Below are 18403 nucleotides of genomic sequence, written 5' to 3' on the forward strand. Positions count from 1 at the left end.
GACCTGACCGGCTGCGCCGATCGTGCAGCCGGTTCGTTCCGAAGAATAAGGGCACGCCACAGTGATGATCGTGACCGGCAAGGCCGAGGCTCGCCGAAGATTGCAACCCGTTAGGGCCGGCGTGCCGCGGAAGATATGGGAGCATCGCGCTGACTACGCGTATGTGCTCCCTGCAATCGCCGTAATGCTCATCGTCATTGCCTATCCGATCTACTACACGATCGAGCTGTCCTTCTTCAAGACGCCGCCTGGCCTGCAGCTCCGCGACAAGAGCTTCGTCGGCTTCGATAACTACACGGCCATCCTCACCAGCGAGGTGTTCTGGAAGGTCACCTGGAACACGCTGATCTGGACACTGGGATCCACATTCATTTCCTTTGCACTGGGGTTTGGCGCCGCGCTGGCGCTTCACCGCGACTTTATCGGCCGTGGTGTCCTGCGCGCCATCCTGATCATTCCGTGGGTCATCAGCGCGGTTGCCGCCTCCTATATCTGGAAGTGGATCTATCATTCGGACTTCGGAATCATCGGCGCGGTGCTGGTCGGCCTCGGATTGGCGGACCGGCCGCCGAACTTCATCGACAACGTCAACACGGTGCTGCCCTCGCTGATCGTCGTCAATATCTGGCGCGAGTTTCCGTTCGCCATGATCATGATGATGGCCGGTCTGCAGACAGTCCCCGAGCAGTTGCTGCGCGCAGCGGAAGTCGACGGGGCCAATGCATGGCAGCGCTTCTGGCACGTCACCTTCCCGCACTTGCGCAACGTCTCGACGGTGACGATCCTGCTGCTTGCAGTCGCCAACTTCAATTCCTTCATCATTCCTTGGATCATGACGGGAGGCGGGCCATCGAACGCGTCGCATATCTGGATCACGCACATTTATGAGCTCGCCTTCGGCCGCCAGCGCTGGGGCGTCGCTTCGGCCTATTCGGTGCTCTTGTTCCTCATCCTGATGGCGCTCGGCTATTTCTATGTCCGCGCGTTGAGCGGCAACGAAGAAAAAGAGGGGAACTCATGAGCGCGACCGCCGAGTCAGCTCCTCGAGGCCAGACCCGTCGCCGCATGCGCGTCGACGGATGGCGATGGGCCGGGCGCATGTTCCTCGTGTTCATGCTGCTTTACACTGCGGCGCCGATGATCTGGATGCTGATCACCTCGATCAAGTCCGGATTCGCGGCGACCCAATTTCCGCCTCAATGGTGGCCGGACGAGCCTACCCTCGCTAGCTACCAGAAGCTGCTCGATCCGCAGAGCAGCGTCGGCCAGGACTTTCTCCGCTTCTTCTGGAACAGCCTGTTCGTATCGACCGTCACGACAGTCCTTTCGGTGATCGTGGCTGTTCCTGCAGCTTACGCGTTTTCGCGCTTCCGTTTCCCCGGCCGGAACTTCCTGTTCTTCGCCGTGCTGCTGCGCAACATGTTCCCGGCGGTGATCTTTCTCGTGCCGCTCTTCATCCTGATGCGCATGCTTGGGCTGGTGAACACACATGGCTCGCTTATCCTCACCTACCTCACCTTCGGCCTGCCGCTGGCAATCTGGCTGCTCAAGGGCTTCTACGACAACATCCCGGTCCAGCTCGAGCAGGCGGCGCGCATCGATGGCGCAACGCGCTTCCAGGCCTTCATCCTGATCGTGATGCCTCTCTCGACGCCCGGCATCATCGCCACCGCGATCTATTCCTTCATCGGCGCGTGGAACGAGTACATCTACGCCTACACCTTCCTCTCCAAGAACGACCAATTGACCCTGCCGGTCGGCATCCAGCGTTTCTTCTCGGAAAATACGACGGACTTTCCAGGCCTGATGGCGGCCAGCTTCATGATGAGCGTGCCCGTCGTGGTGCTGTTCCTCATCCTGCAACGATACTTCGTACGCGCCCTTACAGAAGGCGCGGTCAAGCACTAGGGAGTTGCCGATGGCCCACGTGGTCCTCAAAGATCTCGTCAAGACCTATGGCGGCTTCAAAGCTGTCAACGACGTTTCGCTGACCGTCAATGACGGCGAGTTCGTTGCGCTTGTCGGCCCTTCAGGCTGCGGCAAGACAACCACGCTCAATCTCGTCGCGGGGCTGATCCCGATCACATCGGGCGACATCGTCATCGGGGAACGGTTGGTCAACGATCTCGACCCTAAGGACCGGGACATCGCAATGGTGTTCCAGAACTACGCGCTCTATCCGCAAAAGTCGGTCTACAAGAACCTGGCGTTCCCGCTGCAGATGCGCAAACTGCCCCGGGACGAGATCGACAGGAAGGTCAAGGAAGCGGCGCGAGTGCTCGACATGACGCACCTGCTCGAGCGCAAGCCGCGCGAACTTTCGGGTGGGCAGCAGCAGCGTGTGGCGCTCGGCCGCGCCCTCGTCCGCGACCCGGCGGTGTTCCTCATGGATGAGCCGCTCTCCAACCTCGATGCCAAACTGCGCGTGCAGATGCGGTCGGAGATCAAGCGCTTCCACCAGGATCTCAAGGCGACGATCATTTATGTGACGCACGACCAGCTCGAAGCCGTGACCATGGCCGATAAGATGGCGGTGATGAACGGCGGCTACCTGCTACAATACGATTCACCGGCGCAGGTCTTTGCCCATCCGGTGAACATGTTCGTCGCCAGCTTCATCGGCAGTCCGGCGATGAGCCTTATTCCGCTGGAGGCGTCGACGGCAAACGGCAACACTGTGTTGATCGGCGCGGAGGGCTGGAGCCTCGAGCTGTCTCAACTGAACGCGCGCAAGGTCCAGGGCGCGACCAGCAAGAAAATCGTACTCGGAGCGCGACACTCGACGATCAAGCTGCACAAGAGCACAGTCCCCGGTGCCATTCCGGCCAAGGCCTATACGGTGGAACCAACAGGGGACGTGACCTTCGTACAGGCGTTCCTCTCCGGCGCCATCGTCAACATCAGCGTGTCCCCCAATATCGCCGTCGCACCTGACGAGCAGATCTGGCTCGAGTTCGACCAGGAGCGGATGCATCTGTTCGACGGCGAAACCGAAATGGCCCTCAGGGCCGACTGAGACAGGGCGGATGCGTGTGGAACGTGGGCGTGGATGACTACGAAGCTTAAGATCACCGCGATCAAGCCCTATCCAGTGTGGGTAGGAACGCGCAACCAGATGCTGGTCAAGGTCGAGACCGATCAAGGCATCTTCGGCTGGGGAGAGAGCGGGTTGAGCGGTCGCGAGAAGGCCGTGGCCGGCGCGGTCGAGCATTATCGCGAGTTCCTCATCGGTCGCGATCCCATGCGGATCGGGCGGATCTGGCAGGAAGCCTATCGCAGCCAATACTTCGAGGGCGGGCGGGTCCTGCAGGCGGCGATTTCCGCCATCGACATCGCCCTGCATGACATCAAGGGCAAGGCGCTGGAAGTGCCGGTCTACGAGCTGCTAGGCGGCAAACAGCGCGACCGCATCCCCACCTTCGCCTCGACCGGCGACGAGGCCGAGGGCGATATCGCCATCGAACGAGCCCGCGAACTGCGCGCACAGGGGTGGCAGGCGGTCCGCTTCTTCCCCGTCGGGCAGAACAGCAGGGACATCTTCGAGCCCCGCGAGTCGATCGGCGCTACCGCGAAGATGCTAAACAAGGCGCGCGAGGCGCTGGGCGACGAGGTCGTCCTCGGCCTCGACTATCATCATCGGCTGTCGGTGGCAGAGGCGGTGAGCTTCTGCAACAAGCTCGGCCGCGGCGTGCTTGATTTCCTCGAGGAGCCGATACGGGACGAGACGCCGGAGGCCTACGAATCCCTGCGCACGATGACCGACATCCCCTTTGCCATCGGCGAGGAATTTGCCAGCAAGTGGCAGTTCCTGCCCTACATCGAGCGCGGCATCCACCAGTTCAACCGGCTCGATGTTTGCAATGTCGGCGGGCTTACCGAGGCGATGAAAGTCGCTGGCTGGAGCGAGGCCCACTATGTGGACCTGATGCCGCACAATCCCCTTGGTCCAGTTTGCACGGCCGCGAGCGTGCATCTCGCCGCCGCGGTACCCAACTTCGCGTGGCTCGAGACGAGGGCGCCCGAAATAAAGCTGGGCTTCGACAATTCCGACTTCTTCCCCGTGCAGCCCCGGCTCGACGGGACCGATTATCCGGTCAGCGAGATGCCGGGGCTCGGCGTCGAGGTCAATGAAGAAGCGGTCAAGGCGGAGAGTTCGCGTTTCTGGGAAGCGCCTCACCTTAGGCGCCGCGACGGTTCTGTCACGAACTGGTAGTTTGCTTCAACGGAGTCCACAATGACGCATTCCCTCGACATCACGCGGCCGCCTAAAGATCTGATCGACGCGCTCAAGGAGATCGGCGCCGCGACCGTTGCCGGCACACTTGGCCACATGGGCTTCCGCAACCCGCACATGATCGGTCCGATGGCACAGAACCACGGGAAATCGATCGTCGGGCCGGCGCTGACACTGCAGTTCATGCCGCAGCGGCCGGACCTGTTCACCGAGGGCGAATATGCCGATCCGGAGACGCAACTGCACCGGCACGTGCTCTATCACGCGCAAGAGGGCGATGTGGTCGTGGTCGACGCGCGCGGCGACATGAGCTCGGGTGTCTTCGGCGATATGATGTCGACATATTTCAAGGGCAGAGGCGGCGCGGGCATCGTCATCGATGGATGCATGCGCGACCGGCCCAATGTCGAAAAGCTCGATCTGCCCCTATGGCTGCGCGGCTGGACGCCAAATTATCATGTGCAGACCAGCATCTATCCGAATGCCGTCAACGTTCCGATTGCCTGCGGCGGTGTCACGGTGATCCCCGGCGACATCATCGTCGCCGACGACGACGGGGTGGTGGTGCTTCCCGTCGCAATGGCCGCGCAGGTAATCGAAGAATCCCAGAAGCATCACGACTGGGAGGAGTTCTCACGAATGAAGCTATTGGAGGGCGGTCCGCTGCAGCGCTACTATCCGCTGCATGACGATGCCCGCGGCGAATATGAAGAGTGGCGCAAAACCAATCGCCTGATGGATTGACGTGGAATCACCAGGGCACGGGCGCCAGTTTGCGGCAGGATTTTCGTTCGCGGATTAGCGGAGGTCAGCATGAACGCGGAGAGAAAGCCTGTCTACGACCCCCAGCAACTGGAGCCCTTGCTGATTTCGCGGCAGCACGCGGGCGACGTCGACGGCATGATCGCTCTGTTCGAACCCGATGCGGTGATCGACCGCGGTGGCGGACGGTTGCTGCGCGGCAGGGAGGCCATTCGCGGCTACTATGTCGAGATCGTCGCGTCAGGACGAAAGTTTGCCGTGGGCGAGCAGCAGCCGGCGCTCATTTGCGGCGATCTCGCGCTTACATCGACCCGACTTCCCGACGGTGACGTGACCAGCGAGGTAGCCCGGCGGCAAGGCGATGGCAGTTGGCTTTGGGTAATCGATCGTTATTCCGTGACTTGAGATAAGGCATTGGCTCTGGGCCAGCTCGTCTGGCTTGCCTCCTCGCCGGAGGCGCATAACAGACCCTGCCACGGCCATCACGGGGCGCAGCTTCGAGGTCAACAGATCCGGCGCCTACCGCCTCAACGCCTGGACGTTTTCCGTGTTTTCGCCACCGATCGGCAGCGCCATGTCGTCGTCCAGCAGACGGGTGATGCGGGCAAATCCGGCAAAAGCCTTCCTCGCTTCCTCGGCCGACATGTTGCCGGACAGCGCAGCGGAGCAGCAATTCAAGGCGCACTGGTAAACCGGTCCGCGCCGCCCTGTTGGCCACTTGCGCAAGAACACCATCGCTTCGGCAACGCTGTCGATTTCCTGAACTGGGTATCCCAGCCCGGGCGCAAGGCGCACGGGCGTGAAGAAATGCAAGCGATCCATAAGTTTCCTCCCGGCCGATCGCCTCCGCTCGATCGAACCCCATTAAACTCCCGAATAGGCATTTGGTTCCAGAAAAAAAGATGATCCCGCATAAAAAAGCTTGGTGGCGAGAAACGGGCAGACTTCGGCCCGCGTTTCTCGCGACAAAATCGGCGAAATTCGAATCGCCGTGGAGGCATCCCGGCAGCAGCTTACTCCTGCCGATAAGCGCGGTTCTTATTGAATATCTTTAAGGCCAAAGCCGGCAAATAGGTTGCTTGTCGGTTCCCCTGCGTCAGGCTTACCCTGCACGCGGCCAACGCGTGAGGGCGCGTGCTGCAAAAGGGGAACATTGCAATGACAATACAGGGTGCTTCACCTGATCTGTACAACGAGGATCTGGCGCCAGCCAAAATTCGAAACTGGGGACCATTCTCGATCTTCAACGTCTGGACGTCGGACGTTCACAGCCTCTGGGGCTACTATCTGGCCGCCAGCCTGTTTCTGTTCTGTGGCGGTTTCGTCAATTTCCTCATCGCCATCGGCATCGGCTCGCTGATCATCTACGCGCTGATGAACATGGTCGGCTATGCCGGCGTGAAAACCGGCGTGCCCTACCCCGTGCTTGCCCGCGCCTCTTTCGGCATCTGGGGCGCCAACATACCGGCACTGGTGCGCGCGGTGGTCGCCTGCTTCTGGTATGGCGCGCAGACCGCCGCCGCCTCCGGCGCGATCGTGGCGCTGCTGATCCGCTCGCAATGGTTTGCCGATTTCAACGCCAACACGCATTTCCTCGGCCATACCGGCCTGGAGGTGATCTGCTTCGTGGTCATCTGGGCGCTGCAACTGCTGATCATCCAGAACGGCATGGAGACGGTGCGTCGCTTCCAGGATTGGGCAGGACCGGCAGTCTGGGTGATGATGCTGATCCTGGCGATCTATCTCTGCGTCAAATCCGGGAGATTTGCCTTCACCAGCGACATCCCCATGGACGTGCTGCTGGACAAGACCAAGGATGCGGGCGTGCCCGGCACGCCGGGATCGTGGACGTCGCTGTTTGCGGTGGCGGCGATCTGGGTCACCTATTTCTCGGCGCTTTATCTCAATTTCTGCGATTTCGCCCGTTACGCGCCGGACAAGGCATCGCTGCGCAAGGGCAACATCTGGGGCTTGCCGATCAACCTGATCCTGTTCTCGCTGGTCGCCGGCGTCACCACCATTGCCGCCTTTGACGTCTATGGCGAAGTGCTGCTGCATCCCGACCAGATCTCGGCGAAATTCGACAGCTGGTTCCTGGCGGCGCTCGCAGCCTTGACCTTTGCGGTTGCAACCCTCGGCATCAACGTGGTGGCGAACTTCGTCTCGCCGGCCTTCGACTTCTCCAACGTCTTTCCCAGGCAGATCGACTTCAAGAAGGGCGGCTATATCGCGGCCGTGATCGCCCTGCTGCTCTATCCCTTCGCGCCATGGGAAGGCAGTGCCGCTTCCTTTGTCAACGTCATCGGCGCGACGATGGGGCCGATCTTCGGCGTGATGATGGTCGACTACTACCTGATCCGGAAGGGTGAGGTCGACGTCGAGGCGCTCTATCGCGAGGACGGCGAGTTCCGCTTCCAAGGCGGCTGGCACGTCAACGCCTTCATCGCCGCCGGCATCGGCGCCATCTTCTCGTCGATCCTGCCGAACTTCACGAACTGGCTGCCGTCCTGGTGGGGCGTCTATGGGTGGTTCTTCGGCGTGGCGATCGCCGGCATCATCTACTACGTCCTGCGCACCGCCGCTTTGAGCGCCGGAGCGAAGACGGCAAAGGCTTGAAATGAGGCAGTAGGTGCTAGGGAGCAGAGAACCGCTTCCCTACTGCCTACTGCCTACTGCCTACTGCCTACTGCCTACTGCCTATTGTCCACCATCTCGGCCAGTTTGCGCACCGTGTTCCAGTTGCGCGATGTACCGATGCCCAGACGCTTGTGGCTGGTTGCCGTCAGAAGCCGTGAACTGGCGCGCGAGAAGACAATCCAGATATCGCCGCCGACGGCCTGCATCTTTTCGTCCTTGCCGACATAGGATTTGAGCGCCGCGATGGCTTCGTCGGGCACGGGCTGGCGCATCACCCGCACCGCCACCTGATCCGCGGTCGCATTCGATTCGTCCGGAAACGGATTGCCGGCGGCAACCTTCAGCCAATCGTTTGCGGTGCGCACGATGATTTCGACATGCTTGCCAAAGGCTTTTTCGAAGGCTGCCTCAAGCCGCTTTTCGAGCGTGGCGATCGAGGTCTTTTCACTCTCGAAGACCAGATTACCAGTCGCCACCAGCGTGCGCGGGTTCTTCAGCCCGAGTTCTTCGACCATCGCCTTGAGGTCGGCCATGACGACCCGTCGCCCCTCGCCCAGGATGATGCTGTAAAGCAGCGCGATGTAGGTCTGCATCGTCCCGCCGGCCTAGAGCATGATGCCGAAAAGTGTGAAGCGGTTTTCTCGGACAAACGGGCACCGTTTGTCCAGACATCATGCTCTATCTCTTTGATTTAGAGCTACACCAACCGGCTCTGCTCCACCGCCGCCTCGATGAAGCTGGCGAACAGCGGATGCGGGTCGAGCGGCCGGCTTTTCAGTTCCGGATGATACTGCACGCCGATGAACCAGGGATGATCGGGATACTCGACCGTTTCCGGCAGCACGCCGTCGGGCGACATGCCGGCAAACACCAGGCCGCAATCCTCCAGCCGTTCCTTGTAGTCGACATTGACCTCGTAGCGGTGGCGATGACGCTCGGAAATCTGCGTGTCGCCATAGATCTCTGCAATCTTCGAGCCCTTGGCGAGCTCGGCCTGATAGGCACCGAGCCGCATCGTACCGCCGAGGTCGCCGGTCTCGCGGCGTTTCTCCAGCATGTTGCCTTTCAGCCATTCGGTCATCAGGCCGACGACCGGTTCCTCGGTCGGACCGAACTCGGTCGATGACGCATGCTCGACGCCGGCGAGCGACCGGGCCGCCTCGATGCAGGCCATCTGCATGCCGAAGCAGATGCCGAAATACGGCACTTTTCGCTCACGTGCGAACTTCGCCGCCAGGATCTTGCCTTCCGAGCCGCGCTCGCCAAAGCCGCCTGGCACCAGGATGCCATGCACCTTTTCCAGCCAGGGCGTCGGATCCTCTTTTTCGAAGATTTCTGATTCGATCCAGTCGAGCTTGACCTTGACGTGGTTGGCCAGGCCGCCATGCGACAGCGCCTCGATCAGCGATTTGTAGGCATCCTTGAGGCCGGTATATTTGCCGACAACGGCGATGGTGACCTCGCCTTCCGGATTGTGGATGCGGTTGGACACCGCCTGCCAGGGCTCCATGCGCGGCTTCGGCGCCGGATCGATGCCGAAGGCGGCCAACACTTCCGAATCGAGCCCTTCCTTGTGGTAGGCCATCGGCACATCGTAGATATGCGGCACGTCGAGCGCCTGGATCACCGCACTCTCGCGCACATTGCAGAACAGCGACAGTTTTCTTCGCTCTTCCTTGGGAATGGCGCGGTCGGCGCGGACCAGCAGGATGTCGGGCGCGATACCGATGCCGCGCAGTTCCTTGACCGAATGCTGGGTCGGCTTGGTCTTCAGCTCGCCGGCCGTCGGGATGTAGGGCATGAGCGTCAGATGGACGTAGACGGCATTGTTGCGCGGCAGGTCGTTGCCGAGTTGGCGGATCGCTTCCAGGAACGGCATCGCCTCGATGTCGCCGACCGTGCCGCCGATCTCGCACAGCACGAAATCATAGTCGTCATTGCCGTTGAGGACGAAGTTCTTGATCTCGTCGGTGACGTGCGGAATGACCTGCACGGTGGCGCCGAGATAATCGCCCCGCCGCTCGCGCTCGATGATGTTCTTGTAGATCCGGCCGGTGGTGATGTTGTCCTGCTGATTGGCGGAGCGCCCTGTGAAGCGCTCGTAATGGCCAAGATCAAGATCGGTTTCCGCACCATCGTCGGTGACGAAAACCTCGCCATGCTGGTACGGTGACATCGTGCCCGGATCGACATTGAGATAGGGATCGAGTTTTTTTATGCGTGCGCGATAGCCTCGCGCCTGCAGGAGAGCCCCAAGGGCCGCTGCGGCTATGCCTTTTCCAAGTGAGGAAACCACGCCGCCTGTGATGAATACATATCGCGCCATGGGAGTCATCGCTTAACGCGGCCGGATTGATTCCGCCAGAGAAAAAACCACCGCGAAGGTTTTTTCCCAAGAAGGCGCTTGGGTCGTGAACAAGCAAAACAAAAGGGCCGGCTGAGCCGGCCCTTTCGGCAGGATGACGAAAACGTCAGATGATGACGACCTTGGTGCCCACCCTGACGCGGCTGTAGAGGTCCATGACGTGCTCGTTGATCATCCGGAAGCAGCCATTCGAGGCGCTGGTTCCGATCGACTGCGGCGCGATGGTGCCGTGGATGCGCAGATGCGTGTCCTTCTTGCCGTCATAGAGATAGATGGCGCGCGCGCCGAGCGGATTCTGGCCACCGCCAGGCATGCCGTCCTTGTACTGGCCGTAATGCTTCGGCTCGCGCTTCTGCATGTCCAGCGTCGGGATCCAGCGCGGCCATTCCTGCTTGTCGCCGACCGCGACCGTGCCCTTGAACTGCAGGCCTTCGCGGCCGACCGCGATGGCGTAGCGGCGCGCGGTGGAGGACGATTCGACGAGGTAGAGGCGGCGCGCGCTGGTGTCGATGACGATGGTGCCCGCGGCGTAGCCGCTGAATTCCACGTCCTGCGGCACGAATTCCGGCTTCACCTTGAACAGCTTCTTGGCTTCCCTCTTGGCGAGAGCCTGGTCAAGAGCCCGCGTCTCGGGGAGATATGAAATCGACGAAGAGGACGAGGTGCCGCCGAAGAGGCCGGCGAACAGACCGCCGCTGCTCGGCTGCTTCTGGCCGATAACCTCACTGCGCAGCTCGCCATTGTTGCCGGTCAAGGCAACGTTCATCGCCTCCGCCGGAAGCGGCTCGGCCGATTGGATCGGTTCGATTGGCTCGATGATCTTGGCAGCCTGCTTCTTGGCCAGCTTGGCATCGGCCACCTCGGTTGCCGGCGCGCTCTTGCCCTTCTTGGCCAGGAACGCCTGACGTTCAGCGTCGGCCTTGGCCTTGGCCGCCTCGCGCATCGCCAGTTTCCTGGCTTCGAGCGCCTTGGCTTTGGCGGCTTCCTTGTCGGCAACGATCTTGGCCTCGATCTTCTTGATCTGGGCTAGATCGTCCGGTGTCGGGTTTTTCTTCTTCTTGAGAAGCTTCAATTGCGTCGCATCACTTTTGACGGCGACGTTGATGGCGGAGGTTGTTTCAACCGAAGGCTGTGCGGCCATATTGGCCAGAACGCCAGCGAAAGCGGGGGAACTCACGCCGAGTACGGCGCAAAGTCCAAGGAAAATGAAGCTGCGAAGCTGCATGGCGAAGATCCGATCGTTCTATGCTTGTTGCCCACGGCGTCGCCCAGCGCCCCCCAAGGGCGCCGGAAATGCCGCGCGCAATCTATAGTCGAATAAGCGCGGGGGCCTCAAGCGCGAGGCCGCGCCTCATCCCATCGAATCTTCGTGATCTTGCTGCATTTGCCGCGACTGTGTTCAAACGACCACAGATCGCGGCTTCAGGCGCCGAGGACTACTGGTTCGGAACCTGCGGGGTCGCCGGCGCGGCGGGAGCGGCGCCATTGGTTGCCGGCGGCGTCGAACCGTCGGCAGGCGCCTTGGCCGGGGCAGTCGCCGGAGCCGCGGCGTCGTTGCCGGATGGCGGCGTGGTGGTGCCTGCGGGCGCCGGGGTGGTCGTGCCGGGCAATTGGTTGAGCACACCCTTGCCTGCACCGTCCGATGTCGCCGGCACGCGGTCGAGGATGTCGATCGGCTTCTCGCCATAGCGGGCGACTATCGACAGTGTCAGTGACGTGGCGAAGAAAGCAGCCGCCAGTATCGCCGTCGCACGCGTCAGCGCATTGGCGGCACCTCGCGCGGTCATGAAGCCGGATCCGCCACCGATGCCAAGGCCGCCGCCTTCGGAACGCTGCAGCAGCACCACGCCGACAAGGGCGAGCACGACCATGAGATGGATGACGATCAGTACGGTTTCCATAGTTTATCCTGGCAAGGCCTTGCCCGGCCGCGGACACGACCGGTGAATTGGAGGCGGCTCAATACAATGCTTTGATGGCATTTCCAAGCCCGTGGCCGGAATATGGGAAGCAACGCCTTCTTTGCAACGATTTCCAGCGCCGGGAGCCCCATCCGGCGTGGCGAATATCTTCAACCGATATTGCGATAAGCCTCGGCGATGGCAAGAAAATCCGCCGCCTTCAGGCTGGCGCCGCCGACCAGCGCGCCGTCGACATTCCTGACCCCGAGCAGTTCGACCGCGTTGGAAGGCTTGACCGAGCCGCCATAGAGGATGCGCACCTTCGCCGCGACGCTGCCGAGCTTTTCCGACAGCTTTTCGCGGATATGTGCGTGTGCTTCGGCCACATCGGCGGCGGTTGGCGTCAGGCCGGTGCCGATCGCCCATACCGGCTCATAGGCAATGATGGTGTTGGACGGGGTGGCGCTTGGCGGCACCGATCCGTCGACCTGCCGCCACAGCACGTCGAGCGTGGCGCCCGCTTCACGCTGCTGCTGGGTCTCGCCAATGCAAATGATCGCCACGAGTCCGGCACGCCAGGCGGCGGAGGCCTTGGCCTGGACCGTCGCGTCATCCTCGCCGCGCTGCTCACGGCACTCGGAATGGCCGACGATGACGTGGCTGGCGCCGGCATCCCTAAGCATTTCCGCCGAGATGCAGCCGGTGTAGGCGCCGCTCTCCCTGGTGTGGCAATCCTCACCGCCGGCATGCACCGGTGTGCGCGACAGGATCTCAGCGGCGTGGGCAAGCAGGGTTGCCGGAACGCAGACCAGCGCTTCGGTCTCGGCATCGAGCCCACTCATGAAACCGTTGCCGATCATCCTGAGCTCGTTGAGCGAGGCACTGGTGCCGTTCATTTTCCAGTTGCCGGCGACAAGCGGGCGAATTCCTGGCGTCATGGTTTGCTTCTCCGGGCGATATCGGGCTCTGGCCCTCACTACCAAAATCAGCCCACAAAGCAATCGACAGTGGACCGGAAGGGCGCTATTGCGCTTGTTTCAGACTCGGCGCATGCGAAATTGCGCATAAATCGGAAGTAACGATGCTTGGTGTATTGAGAAGCGCGGCGGGTACCTGGGTCGCGAAGACGCTGCTTTCGCTGCTGGTGGTCAGTTTCGCCGCCTGGGGCATTTCCGGGCGGCTGATGGGCGGTTTCGCCGGCCATGATTCGGTCATAACCGCTGGCGGCACCAAGGTGTCGATCAATGAATACCGTCTCGCCTATGATCGGCAGCTCGCCGTTATGTCGCAACAGTTCGGCCAGCGTCTCAGCCACGAACAGGCAAAGGCGCTCGGCGTCGACAACCAGGTTCTGGCGCAGCTCGTCTCGGGCGCGGTCCTCGACGAACAGGCCCGCAAGCTTGGTCTCGGCCTGTCCAGGGACCGGCTGGCCGAGCTGACGCGCGAAGACCCGGCGTTCAAGGGCCCGGGCGGCCAGTTCGACCGCAGAACGTTCGAATACATGCTGCGGCAGATCGGCATGCGGCCGGAGGACTATCTGAAGAACCGTGCCCAGGTGGCGGTCCGCCAGCAGATCGTCGAGGCGGTCTCTGATGGTCTGAAAGCTCCGGATACCTTCTTCAAGGCTGTCGCGCTCTATCGCGGCGAAGACCGCACCATCGAGTATCTGACGCTGCCCAAGGCACTGGTCGAGCCGATCGAGGCGCCGTCCGACAGCGTGCTTTCCACCTATTTCGAAGCCAACAAGAAGACATACGCCGCACCCGAATACCGCAAATTCTCCTATGTCCGCCTCGAACCGGTCGACATCATGGATACGACCGCCGTCACCGACCAACAGGTCAGCGACGACTACAACAAGAACAAGGCGCGCTACACCTCGCCGGAACTGCGCACCATCGAGCAGCTTGTGTTCAAGACGCCGGATGCGGCCAAGGCCGCGCTCGATTCGCTTAAGACCGGTGCAACATTCGACAAGCTCGTCACGGCGGAAGGCAAAACCCCGGCCGACACGCTGCTCGGCACACTGGCCAAGGACAAGATCGCCGACAAGGCGGTCGCCGACGCGGCCTTCGCGCTCAATACCAATGAAGTCAGCCAGGTTGTGCAAGGTGCCTTCGGTCCGGTGTTGCTGCGCGTTACCGAGATCAAGCCCGAGGTGGTGAAGCCGCTCGCCGAAGTGTCCGACCAGATCCGCAAGGACCTGGCGCTGGGCGAGGCAAGCCGCATCCTTCTGGACGTGCGTGACAATTACGAAGACGCCCGCGCAGCCGGCGGTTCGCTGGCCGATGCTGCTACCAAGCTGAAGCTGAAGATCGTCACCATCGACGCCATCGACCGCAGCGGCCTGCGGCCCGACGGAAGCATCGTCAAGGACCTGCCGCAATCACCGGAGTTGATCAAGGCTGTCTTCGACGCGGAACCCAACACCGAAAACGATGCCTTGACCACGGCGGATAACGGCTTCGTTTTCTATGAGGTGGCCTCCATTACGCCAGCTCGTGACCGGACGCTGGACGAGGTTCGTCAGAAAGTCGTCGCGGACTGGACCGCGGCGGAGACGACCAAGCGGCTGGCCGCCAAGGCTGACGAGCTCGAAAAGCGGCTCAAGGCCGGCGCCACGCTCGACGTCATCGCCGGCGAACTGAAGCTGGAAAAACAGACCAAGCGCGGCGTCAAGCGGGAGGCCGACGATGTCGATTTCGGCAAGGAAGGCGCGGCAGCGATGTTCGGCGTCGGCGAAGGCGGCACCGGCTTGATCCCCTCGCCCACCGGCGACGGGCAGATCCTGTACAAGGTCGCCGAAGTGTTCGAGCCCGCAGGAGCCGATGCCAGCTCGGTGCCGGACGATGCGCGGAAATCCTTCACTTCCGGCATGTCTGACGATCTGCTCGACCAGTTGGTGGCGCAGTTGCAGACGCAGTATGACGTTCGCGTCGACCAGGCCGCAGTCGCCCAAGCCTCGACAAGATGAGCGCGCTGAAAACCCATATCGCCAAGGTCGCGACCGGAAGCGCGCTCTCCTTCGAGGAAGCGCGCGAGGCCTTCGACATCATCATGTCGGGCGACGCCACCCCCGGCCAGATCGGCGGCTTCCTGATGGCGCTGCGCGTGCGCGGCGAAACGGTGAGCGAGATTTCGGGCGCCGTCGCCACCATGCGGGCCAAGATGTTGCGCGTCGAAGCGCCGGACGGCGCCATCGATATCGTCGGCACGGGTGGCGACAATTCCCACAGCGTCAACATTTCGACGGCATCGGCTTTTGTGATTGCCGGCAGCGGTGTGCCGGTTGCCAAGCACGGCAATCGCGGCCTGTCGTCGCTGACAGGAGCCGCCGACGTGCTGGTTGCACTCGGCGTCAAGATCGACATCTCGCCCGAATTCATCGGCCGCTGCATCCACGAGGCCGGCGTCGGCTTCATGTTCGCGCCTGCGCACCATCCGGCGATGAAGCATGTAGGCCCGACCCGCGTCGAGCTCGGCACCCGCACCATATTCAACCTGCTTGGGCCCCTCTCCAATCCGGCCGGCGTCAAGCGGCAGATGGTCGGCGTGTTCCTGCCGGAATGGATCCTGCCGGTGGCCGAGACACTGAAGGCGCTGGGCGCCGAGCATGCCTGGGTTGCCCATGGCGACGGCTATGACGAGATCACCACCACCGGCGAGACACAGGTCGCCGAACTGATCGGCGGCGAGATACGCAGCTTCACCTTGACCCCTGAAGCGGTTGGGTTGGCGCGCCACACCAAGGATGAGTTGCGCGGCGGCGACGCGGACTACAACGCCAAGGCATTGCGCGATATGCTGGGTGGCGCTGCCGGCGCCTATCGCGACACCGTGCTGATGAATGCCGGCGCCGGACTGGTCGTGGCGGGCAAGGTGACGACGCTTGGCGACGGCATCGTGACGGCGGCGCAAGCCATCGACAGCGGCCGGGCGCTGCAAGTGCTCGACAGGCTGGTCGAGATTTCGAACGGATAGAGCGTGTCTGACATTCTTCGCAAGATCGAGGCCTACAAGCGCGACGAGATCGCAGCGGCAAAGGCGCGTGTGCCGCTCGCCGAAATCAAGGCGCGCGCGAAGGACGCGGACGCGCCCCGCGGCTTTCTCGCCGCACTCGAGGCGAAGCGCAGATCCGGCGCCTTCGCGCTGATCGCCGAGATCAAGAAGGCAAGCCCATCCAAGGGTCTGATCCGCGCCGATTTCGATCCGCCAGCGTTGGCGCGAGCTTATGCGAAAGGCGGCGCCGCCTGTCTTTCGGTGCTGACCGACGCGCCGTCTTTCCAGGGCGCGCCGGAATTTCTCACCAGGGCGCGAGCCGCCGTCGCCCTGCCCGCGCTGCGCAAGGATTTCCTGTTCGATCCGTATCAGGTCTACGAAGCCCGCGCCTGGGGCGCGGACGCCATCCTCATCATCATGGCCAGCGTCGACGACGCCTTGGCCAGCGACCTCGAATCGACGGCGTTCGAACTCGGCATGGATGCGTTGGTCGAAGTGCATGACGAGGCCGAGACGCAGCGCGCGCTAAAGCTGTCGTCGCGGCTGATCGGGATCAACAACCGCAATCTGCGCACGTTCGAGACTAACCTCGATACCTCAGTGCGGCTGGCGACGATGGTGCCGGCCGACCGCTTGCTGGTCAGCGAGAGCGGAATTTTCTCGCATGATGATTGCCTCAGGCTTCGAAAGAGCGACATCGGCACCTTTCTGGTCGGCGAGAGCCTGATGCGGCAACAGGATGTCACCGCGGCCACGCGCCTGCTGCTGACGGGCAAGGCAGCGGCCGAGGTGGTCTGACGATGACGGCCGCCCTCACCCATATCGGCGCCCAGGGCGAGGCCAATATGGTCGATGTCGGAGACAAGGCGGAGACGACACGCACGGCGATCGCCGAGGGCTTTGTCGCGATGCGACCCGAGACGCTGAAGACGATTCTCGCCGGCAACGCCAAGAAAGGCGACGTGCTCGGCACCGCGCGCATCGCCGGCATCATGGCGGCGAAGAAGACGCATGAGCTGATCCCGCTCTGCCATCCGCTGCTTCTGACCAAGGTCTCCGTCGACATCGAGCCGGACCATGCTCTGCCCGGCCTGAAGGTCACCGCACTGGCGCGCGTCACCGGCAAGACGGGCGTCGAGATGGAAGCGCTGACCGCCGCTTCGGTGGCCTGCCTGACCATATATGACATGGCCAAGGCGGTGGACCGCGCCATGGTCATCTCCGGCATCCGGCTGGTCGAAAAGACCGGCGGCAAGTCGGGCTCGTACAAGGCAGGCGGCTGATGGCGCTTGTACCAATCGCCGACGCGCTCGAGCGCCTGCTCGAGGGTGCAGGGCCTTTGGCTGGCGAAAGCGTTCCCCTGTTCGAGGCGGCGGATCGCGTGCTGGCGGCACCGGTTGTTGCGCTGCGTACCCAGCCGCCCTTCAACGCCTCCGCCATGGATGGCTACGCAGTGCGCGCTATCGATGTGGCGTCGGTGCCGTCGCGACTTTCGGTGATCGGCAAGGCGCCGGCCGGGCGCGGCTTTGACGGCAGGGTCGGCAAGGCGCAGGCCGTGCGCATCTTCACCGGCGCACCAGTGCCCGAAGGCGCCGACACCATCGTCATCCAGGAGAATGTCCGGGATCTCGGCGGCGGCGACATCGAAGTGATCGAACCCACCGCCGAAGGGCGCAATATCCGCCGCCTCGGCCTCGACTTTTCAAAAGGCGACGTGCTGCTGGAAAAAGGCCGCGTGCTCGACCCGGCGGCGCTGTCGCTGGCGGCATCGGCAAATCATCCACGGGTCAGCGTGGTGAAACGGCCGCTGGTCGCCATCATCGCCACCGGCGACGAATTGTTGCCGCCCGGCAGCGAACTCGGACCGGACCAGATCATCTCATCCAATGCCTATGGCGTTGCCGCGACAGCACAATCGGTCGGCGCCCGCGCGCTTGATCTCGGCATAGCCGCCGACCGCAAGGATGCGATTGCAGCCTTGGTGAAAAAGGCGGTCACTGCCGGCGCGGACGTCATCGTCACGCTTGGTGGCGCCTCGGTCGGTGATCACGACCTGATCCATGACGTTCTGACCGGCGAAGGCATGAAGCTCGGCTTCTGGAAGATCGCCATGCGCCCCGGCAAGCCGCTGATGTTCGGCCGCCTCGGCGATATCAGGTGCATAGGCCTGCCCGGCAACCCGGTCGCGAGCCTGGTCTGCTCGCAGCTCTTCCTGAAGCCGTTGCTGGCACAGCTCGGTGGCCGCGACCATCGCCAGGATATACGCCCGGCACGATTGGGCGTCGCTATGCCGGCCAATGATCTGCGCCAGGACTATGTGCGGGCGGTGGTCAGGGAAGATGACGGCGCGCTGGTGGCGACCCCGTTCGGCATCCAGGACTCCTCGATGCTGAAAATGCTGGCCGACGCCAACGGGCTGATCGTGCGGGCGCCGTTTGCCGCCGCAGCCGCTGCGGGCGAGGCCTGCAGCGTGCTGATGCTGCGCTGAAGAACCGCCGGACAAGC

General features: G+C 62.5%; 18 protein-coding genes. 12 read left to right on the forward strand and 6 right to left on the reverse strand.

Translation table 11 applies throughout. The features are described 5' to 3' along the window. The first annotated feature begins 61 nt into the window (after positions 1-61). The 6 genes from NKH03_RS15100 to NKH03_RS15125 all read left to right on the forward strand — a co-directional run bounded on the left by NKH03_RS15100 (position 62) and on the right by NKH03_RS15125 (position 5401). Positions 62-1021 carry a carbohydrate ABC transporter permease gene (locus NKH03_RS15100; protein WP_352968986.1) on the forward strand — a complete coding sequence of 320 codons (960 nt, stop codon included), beginning with the start codon at positions 62-64 and terminating at the stop codon, positions 1019-1021. Further along, a complete protein-coding gene (locus NKH03_RS15105) occupies positions 1018-1908 on the forward strand; it encodes a carbohydrate ABC transporter permease (RefSeq protein WP_352882304.1) in 891 nt (296 codons plus the stop codon). The genes NKH03_RS15100 and NKH03_RS15105 overlap by 4 nt, the downstream gene beginning before the upstream one ends. A gap of 10 nt (positions 1909-1918) precedes the next feature. Continuing rightward, the gene (locus NKH03_RS15110) at positions 1919-3016 is read left to right on the forward strand and encodes an ABC transporter ATP-binding protein (protein ID WP_352882306.1); all 1098 of its coding nucleotides are present in this window, start codon (positions 1919-1921) and stop codon (positions 3014-3016) included. 33 nt (positions 3017-3049) lie between these two features. Continuing rightward, complete coding sequence (locus NKH03_RS15115; RefSeq protein WP_352882309.1) at positions 3050-4213, forward strand: mandelate racemase/muconate lactonizing enzyme family protein; 1164 nt, start codon at positions 3050-3052, stop codon at positions 4211-4213. A gap of 21 nt (positions 4214-4234) precedes the next feature. Beyond that, positions 4235-4978, forward strand: coding sequence for a ribonuclease activity regulator RraA (locus tag NKH03_RS15120; protein WP_352968988.1), 744 nt, complete (start codon positions 4235-4237; stop codon positions 4976-4978). Positions 4979-5047: 69 nt separating this feature from the next. Beyond that, positions 5048-5401, forward strand: coding sequence for a YybH family protein (locus NKH03_RS15125; RefSeq protein WP_352968989.1), 354 nt, complete (start codon positions 5048-5050; stop codon positions 5399-5401). A 114-nt stretch (positions 5402-5515) separates the two neighbouring features. Here NKH03_RS15125 and NKH03_RS15130 read toward each other — a convergent pair whose 3' ends face one another. Further along, positions 5516-5818 (reverse strand): DUF982 domain-containing protein, encoded by a 303-nt coding sequence (locus NKH03_RS15130; protein WP_352871185.1) that lies wholly within the window; start codon positions 5816-5818, stop codon positions 5516-5518. Positions 5819-6154: 336 nt separating this feature from the next. Between NKH03_RS15130 and NKH03_RS15135 the strand changes: the two genes are divergently transcribed. Continuing rightward, positions 6155-7612 (forward strand): NCS1 family nucleobase:cation symporter-1, encoded by a 1458-nt coding sequence (locus tag NKH03_RS15135; RefSeq protein ID WP_352968990.1) that lies wholly within the window; start codon positions 6155-6157, stop codon positions 7610-7612. A gap of 74 nt (positions 7613-7686) precedes the next feature. Here NKH03_RS15135 and NKH03_RS15140 read toward each other — a convergent pair whose 3' ends face one another. The 5 genes from NKH03_RS15140 to tpiA all read right to left on the reverse strand — a co-directional run bounded on the left by NKH03_RS15140 (position 7687) and on the right by tpiA (position 12837). Beyond that, positions 7687-8226 (reverse strand): DUF1697 domain-containing protein, encoded by a 540-nt coding sequence (locus NKH03_RS15140; protein ID WP_352968991.1) that lies wholly within the window; start codon positions 8224-8226, stop codon positions 7687-7689. A gap of 104 nt (positions 8227-8330) precedes the next feature. After that, positions 8331-9968: a CTP synthase gene (pyrG, locus tag NKH03_RS15145; protein ID WP_013531733.1), complete on the reverse strand. Its 1638-nt coding sequence runs from the start codon at positions 9966-9968 to the stop codon at positions 8331-8333. Between the two features lie 136 nt (positions 9969-10104). Further along, on the reverse strand, positions 10105-11223 hold the full coding sequence (locus NKH03_RS15150) for a L,D-transpeptidase (RefSeq protein WP_352871180.1): 1119 nt from the start codon (positions 11221-11223) through the stop codon (positions 10105-10107). A gap of 211 nt (positions 11224-11434) precedes the next feature. Further along, the gene (secG, locus tag NKH03_RS15155) at positions 11435-11899 is read right to left on the reverse strand and encodes a preprotein translocase subunit SecG (RefSeq protein WP_352968992.1); all 465 of its coding nucleotides are present in this window, start codon (positions 11897-11899) and stop codon (positions 11435-11437) included. Between the two features lie 170 nt (positions 11900-12069). After that, positions 12070-12837 (reverse strand): triose-phosphate isomerase, encoded by a 768-nt coding sequence (tpiA, locus tag NKH03_RS15160; RefSeq protein WP_352968994.1) that lies wholly within the window; start codon positions 12835-12837, stop codon positions 12070-12072. Positions 12838-12980: 143 nt separating this feature from the next. On the opposite strand from tpiA, the gene NKH03_RS15165 reads away from it, so the two are divergent. The 5 genes from NKH03_RS15165 to NKH03_RS15185 are packed head-to-tail and all read left to right on the forward strand — an operon-like array spanning position 12981 to position 18386. After that, positions 12981-14873 carry a SurA N-terminal domain-containing protein gene (locus tag NKH03_RS15165; protein WP_352968996.1) on the forward strand — a complete coding sequence of 631 codons (1893 nt, stop codon included), beginning with the start codon at positions 12981-12983 and terminating at the stop codon, positions 14871-14873. Continuing rightward, on the forward strand, positions 14870-15880 hold the full coding sequence (trpD, locus tag NKH03_RS15170; RefSeq protein WP_352968997.1) for an anthranilate phosphoribosyltransferase: 1011 nt from the start codon (positions 14870-14872) through the stop codon (positions 15878-15880). The genes NKH03_RS15165 and trpD overlap by 4 nt, the downstream gene beginning before the upstream one ends. Before the next feature lie 3 nt (positions 15881-15883). Beyond that, positions 15884-16696, forward strand: a complete 813-nt coding sequence (gene trpC, locus NKH03_RS15175) for an indole-3-glycerol phosphate synthase TrpC (protein WP_352871171.1) — start codon at positions 15884-15886, stop codon at positions 16694-16696. Between the two features lie 2 nt (positions 16697-16698). Further along, a complete protein-coding gene (gene moaC / locus NKH03_RS15180; protein WP_352968998.1) occupies positions 16699-17181 on the forward strand; it encodes a cyclic pyranopterin monophosphate synthase MoaC in 483 nt (160 codons plus the stop codon). After that, a complete protein-coding gene (locus NKH03_RS15185; RefSeq protein ID WP_352968999.1) occupies positions 17181-18386 on the forward strand; it encodes a molybdopterin molybdotransferase MoeA in 1206 nt (401 codons plus the stop codon). Before moaC ends, NKH03_RS15185 begins: the two co-directional genes overlap by 1 nt. Positions 18387-18403: the final 17 nt, after the last annotated feature.

Source organism: Mesorhizobium sp. M1406, assembly GCF_040317555.1.
GTDB lineage: Bacteria > Pseudomonadota > Alphaproteobacteria > Rhizobiales > Rhizobiaceae > Mesorhizobium.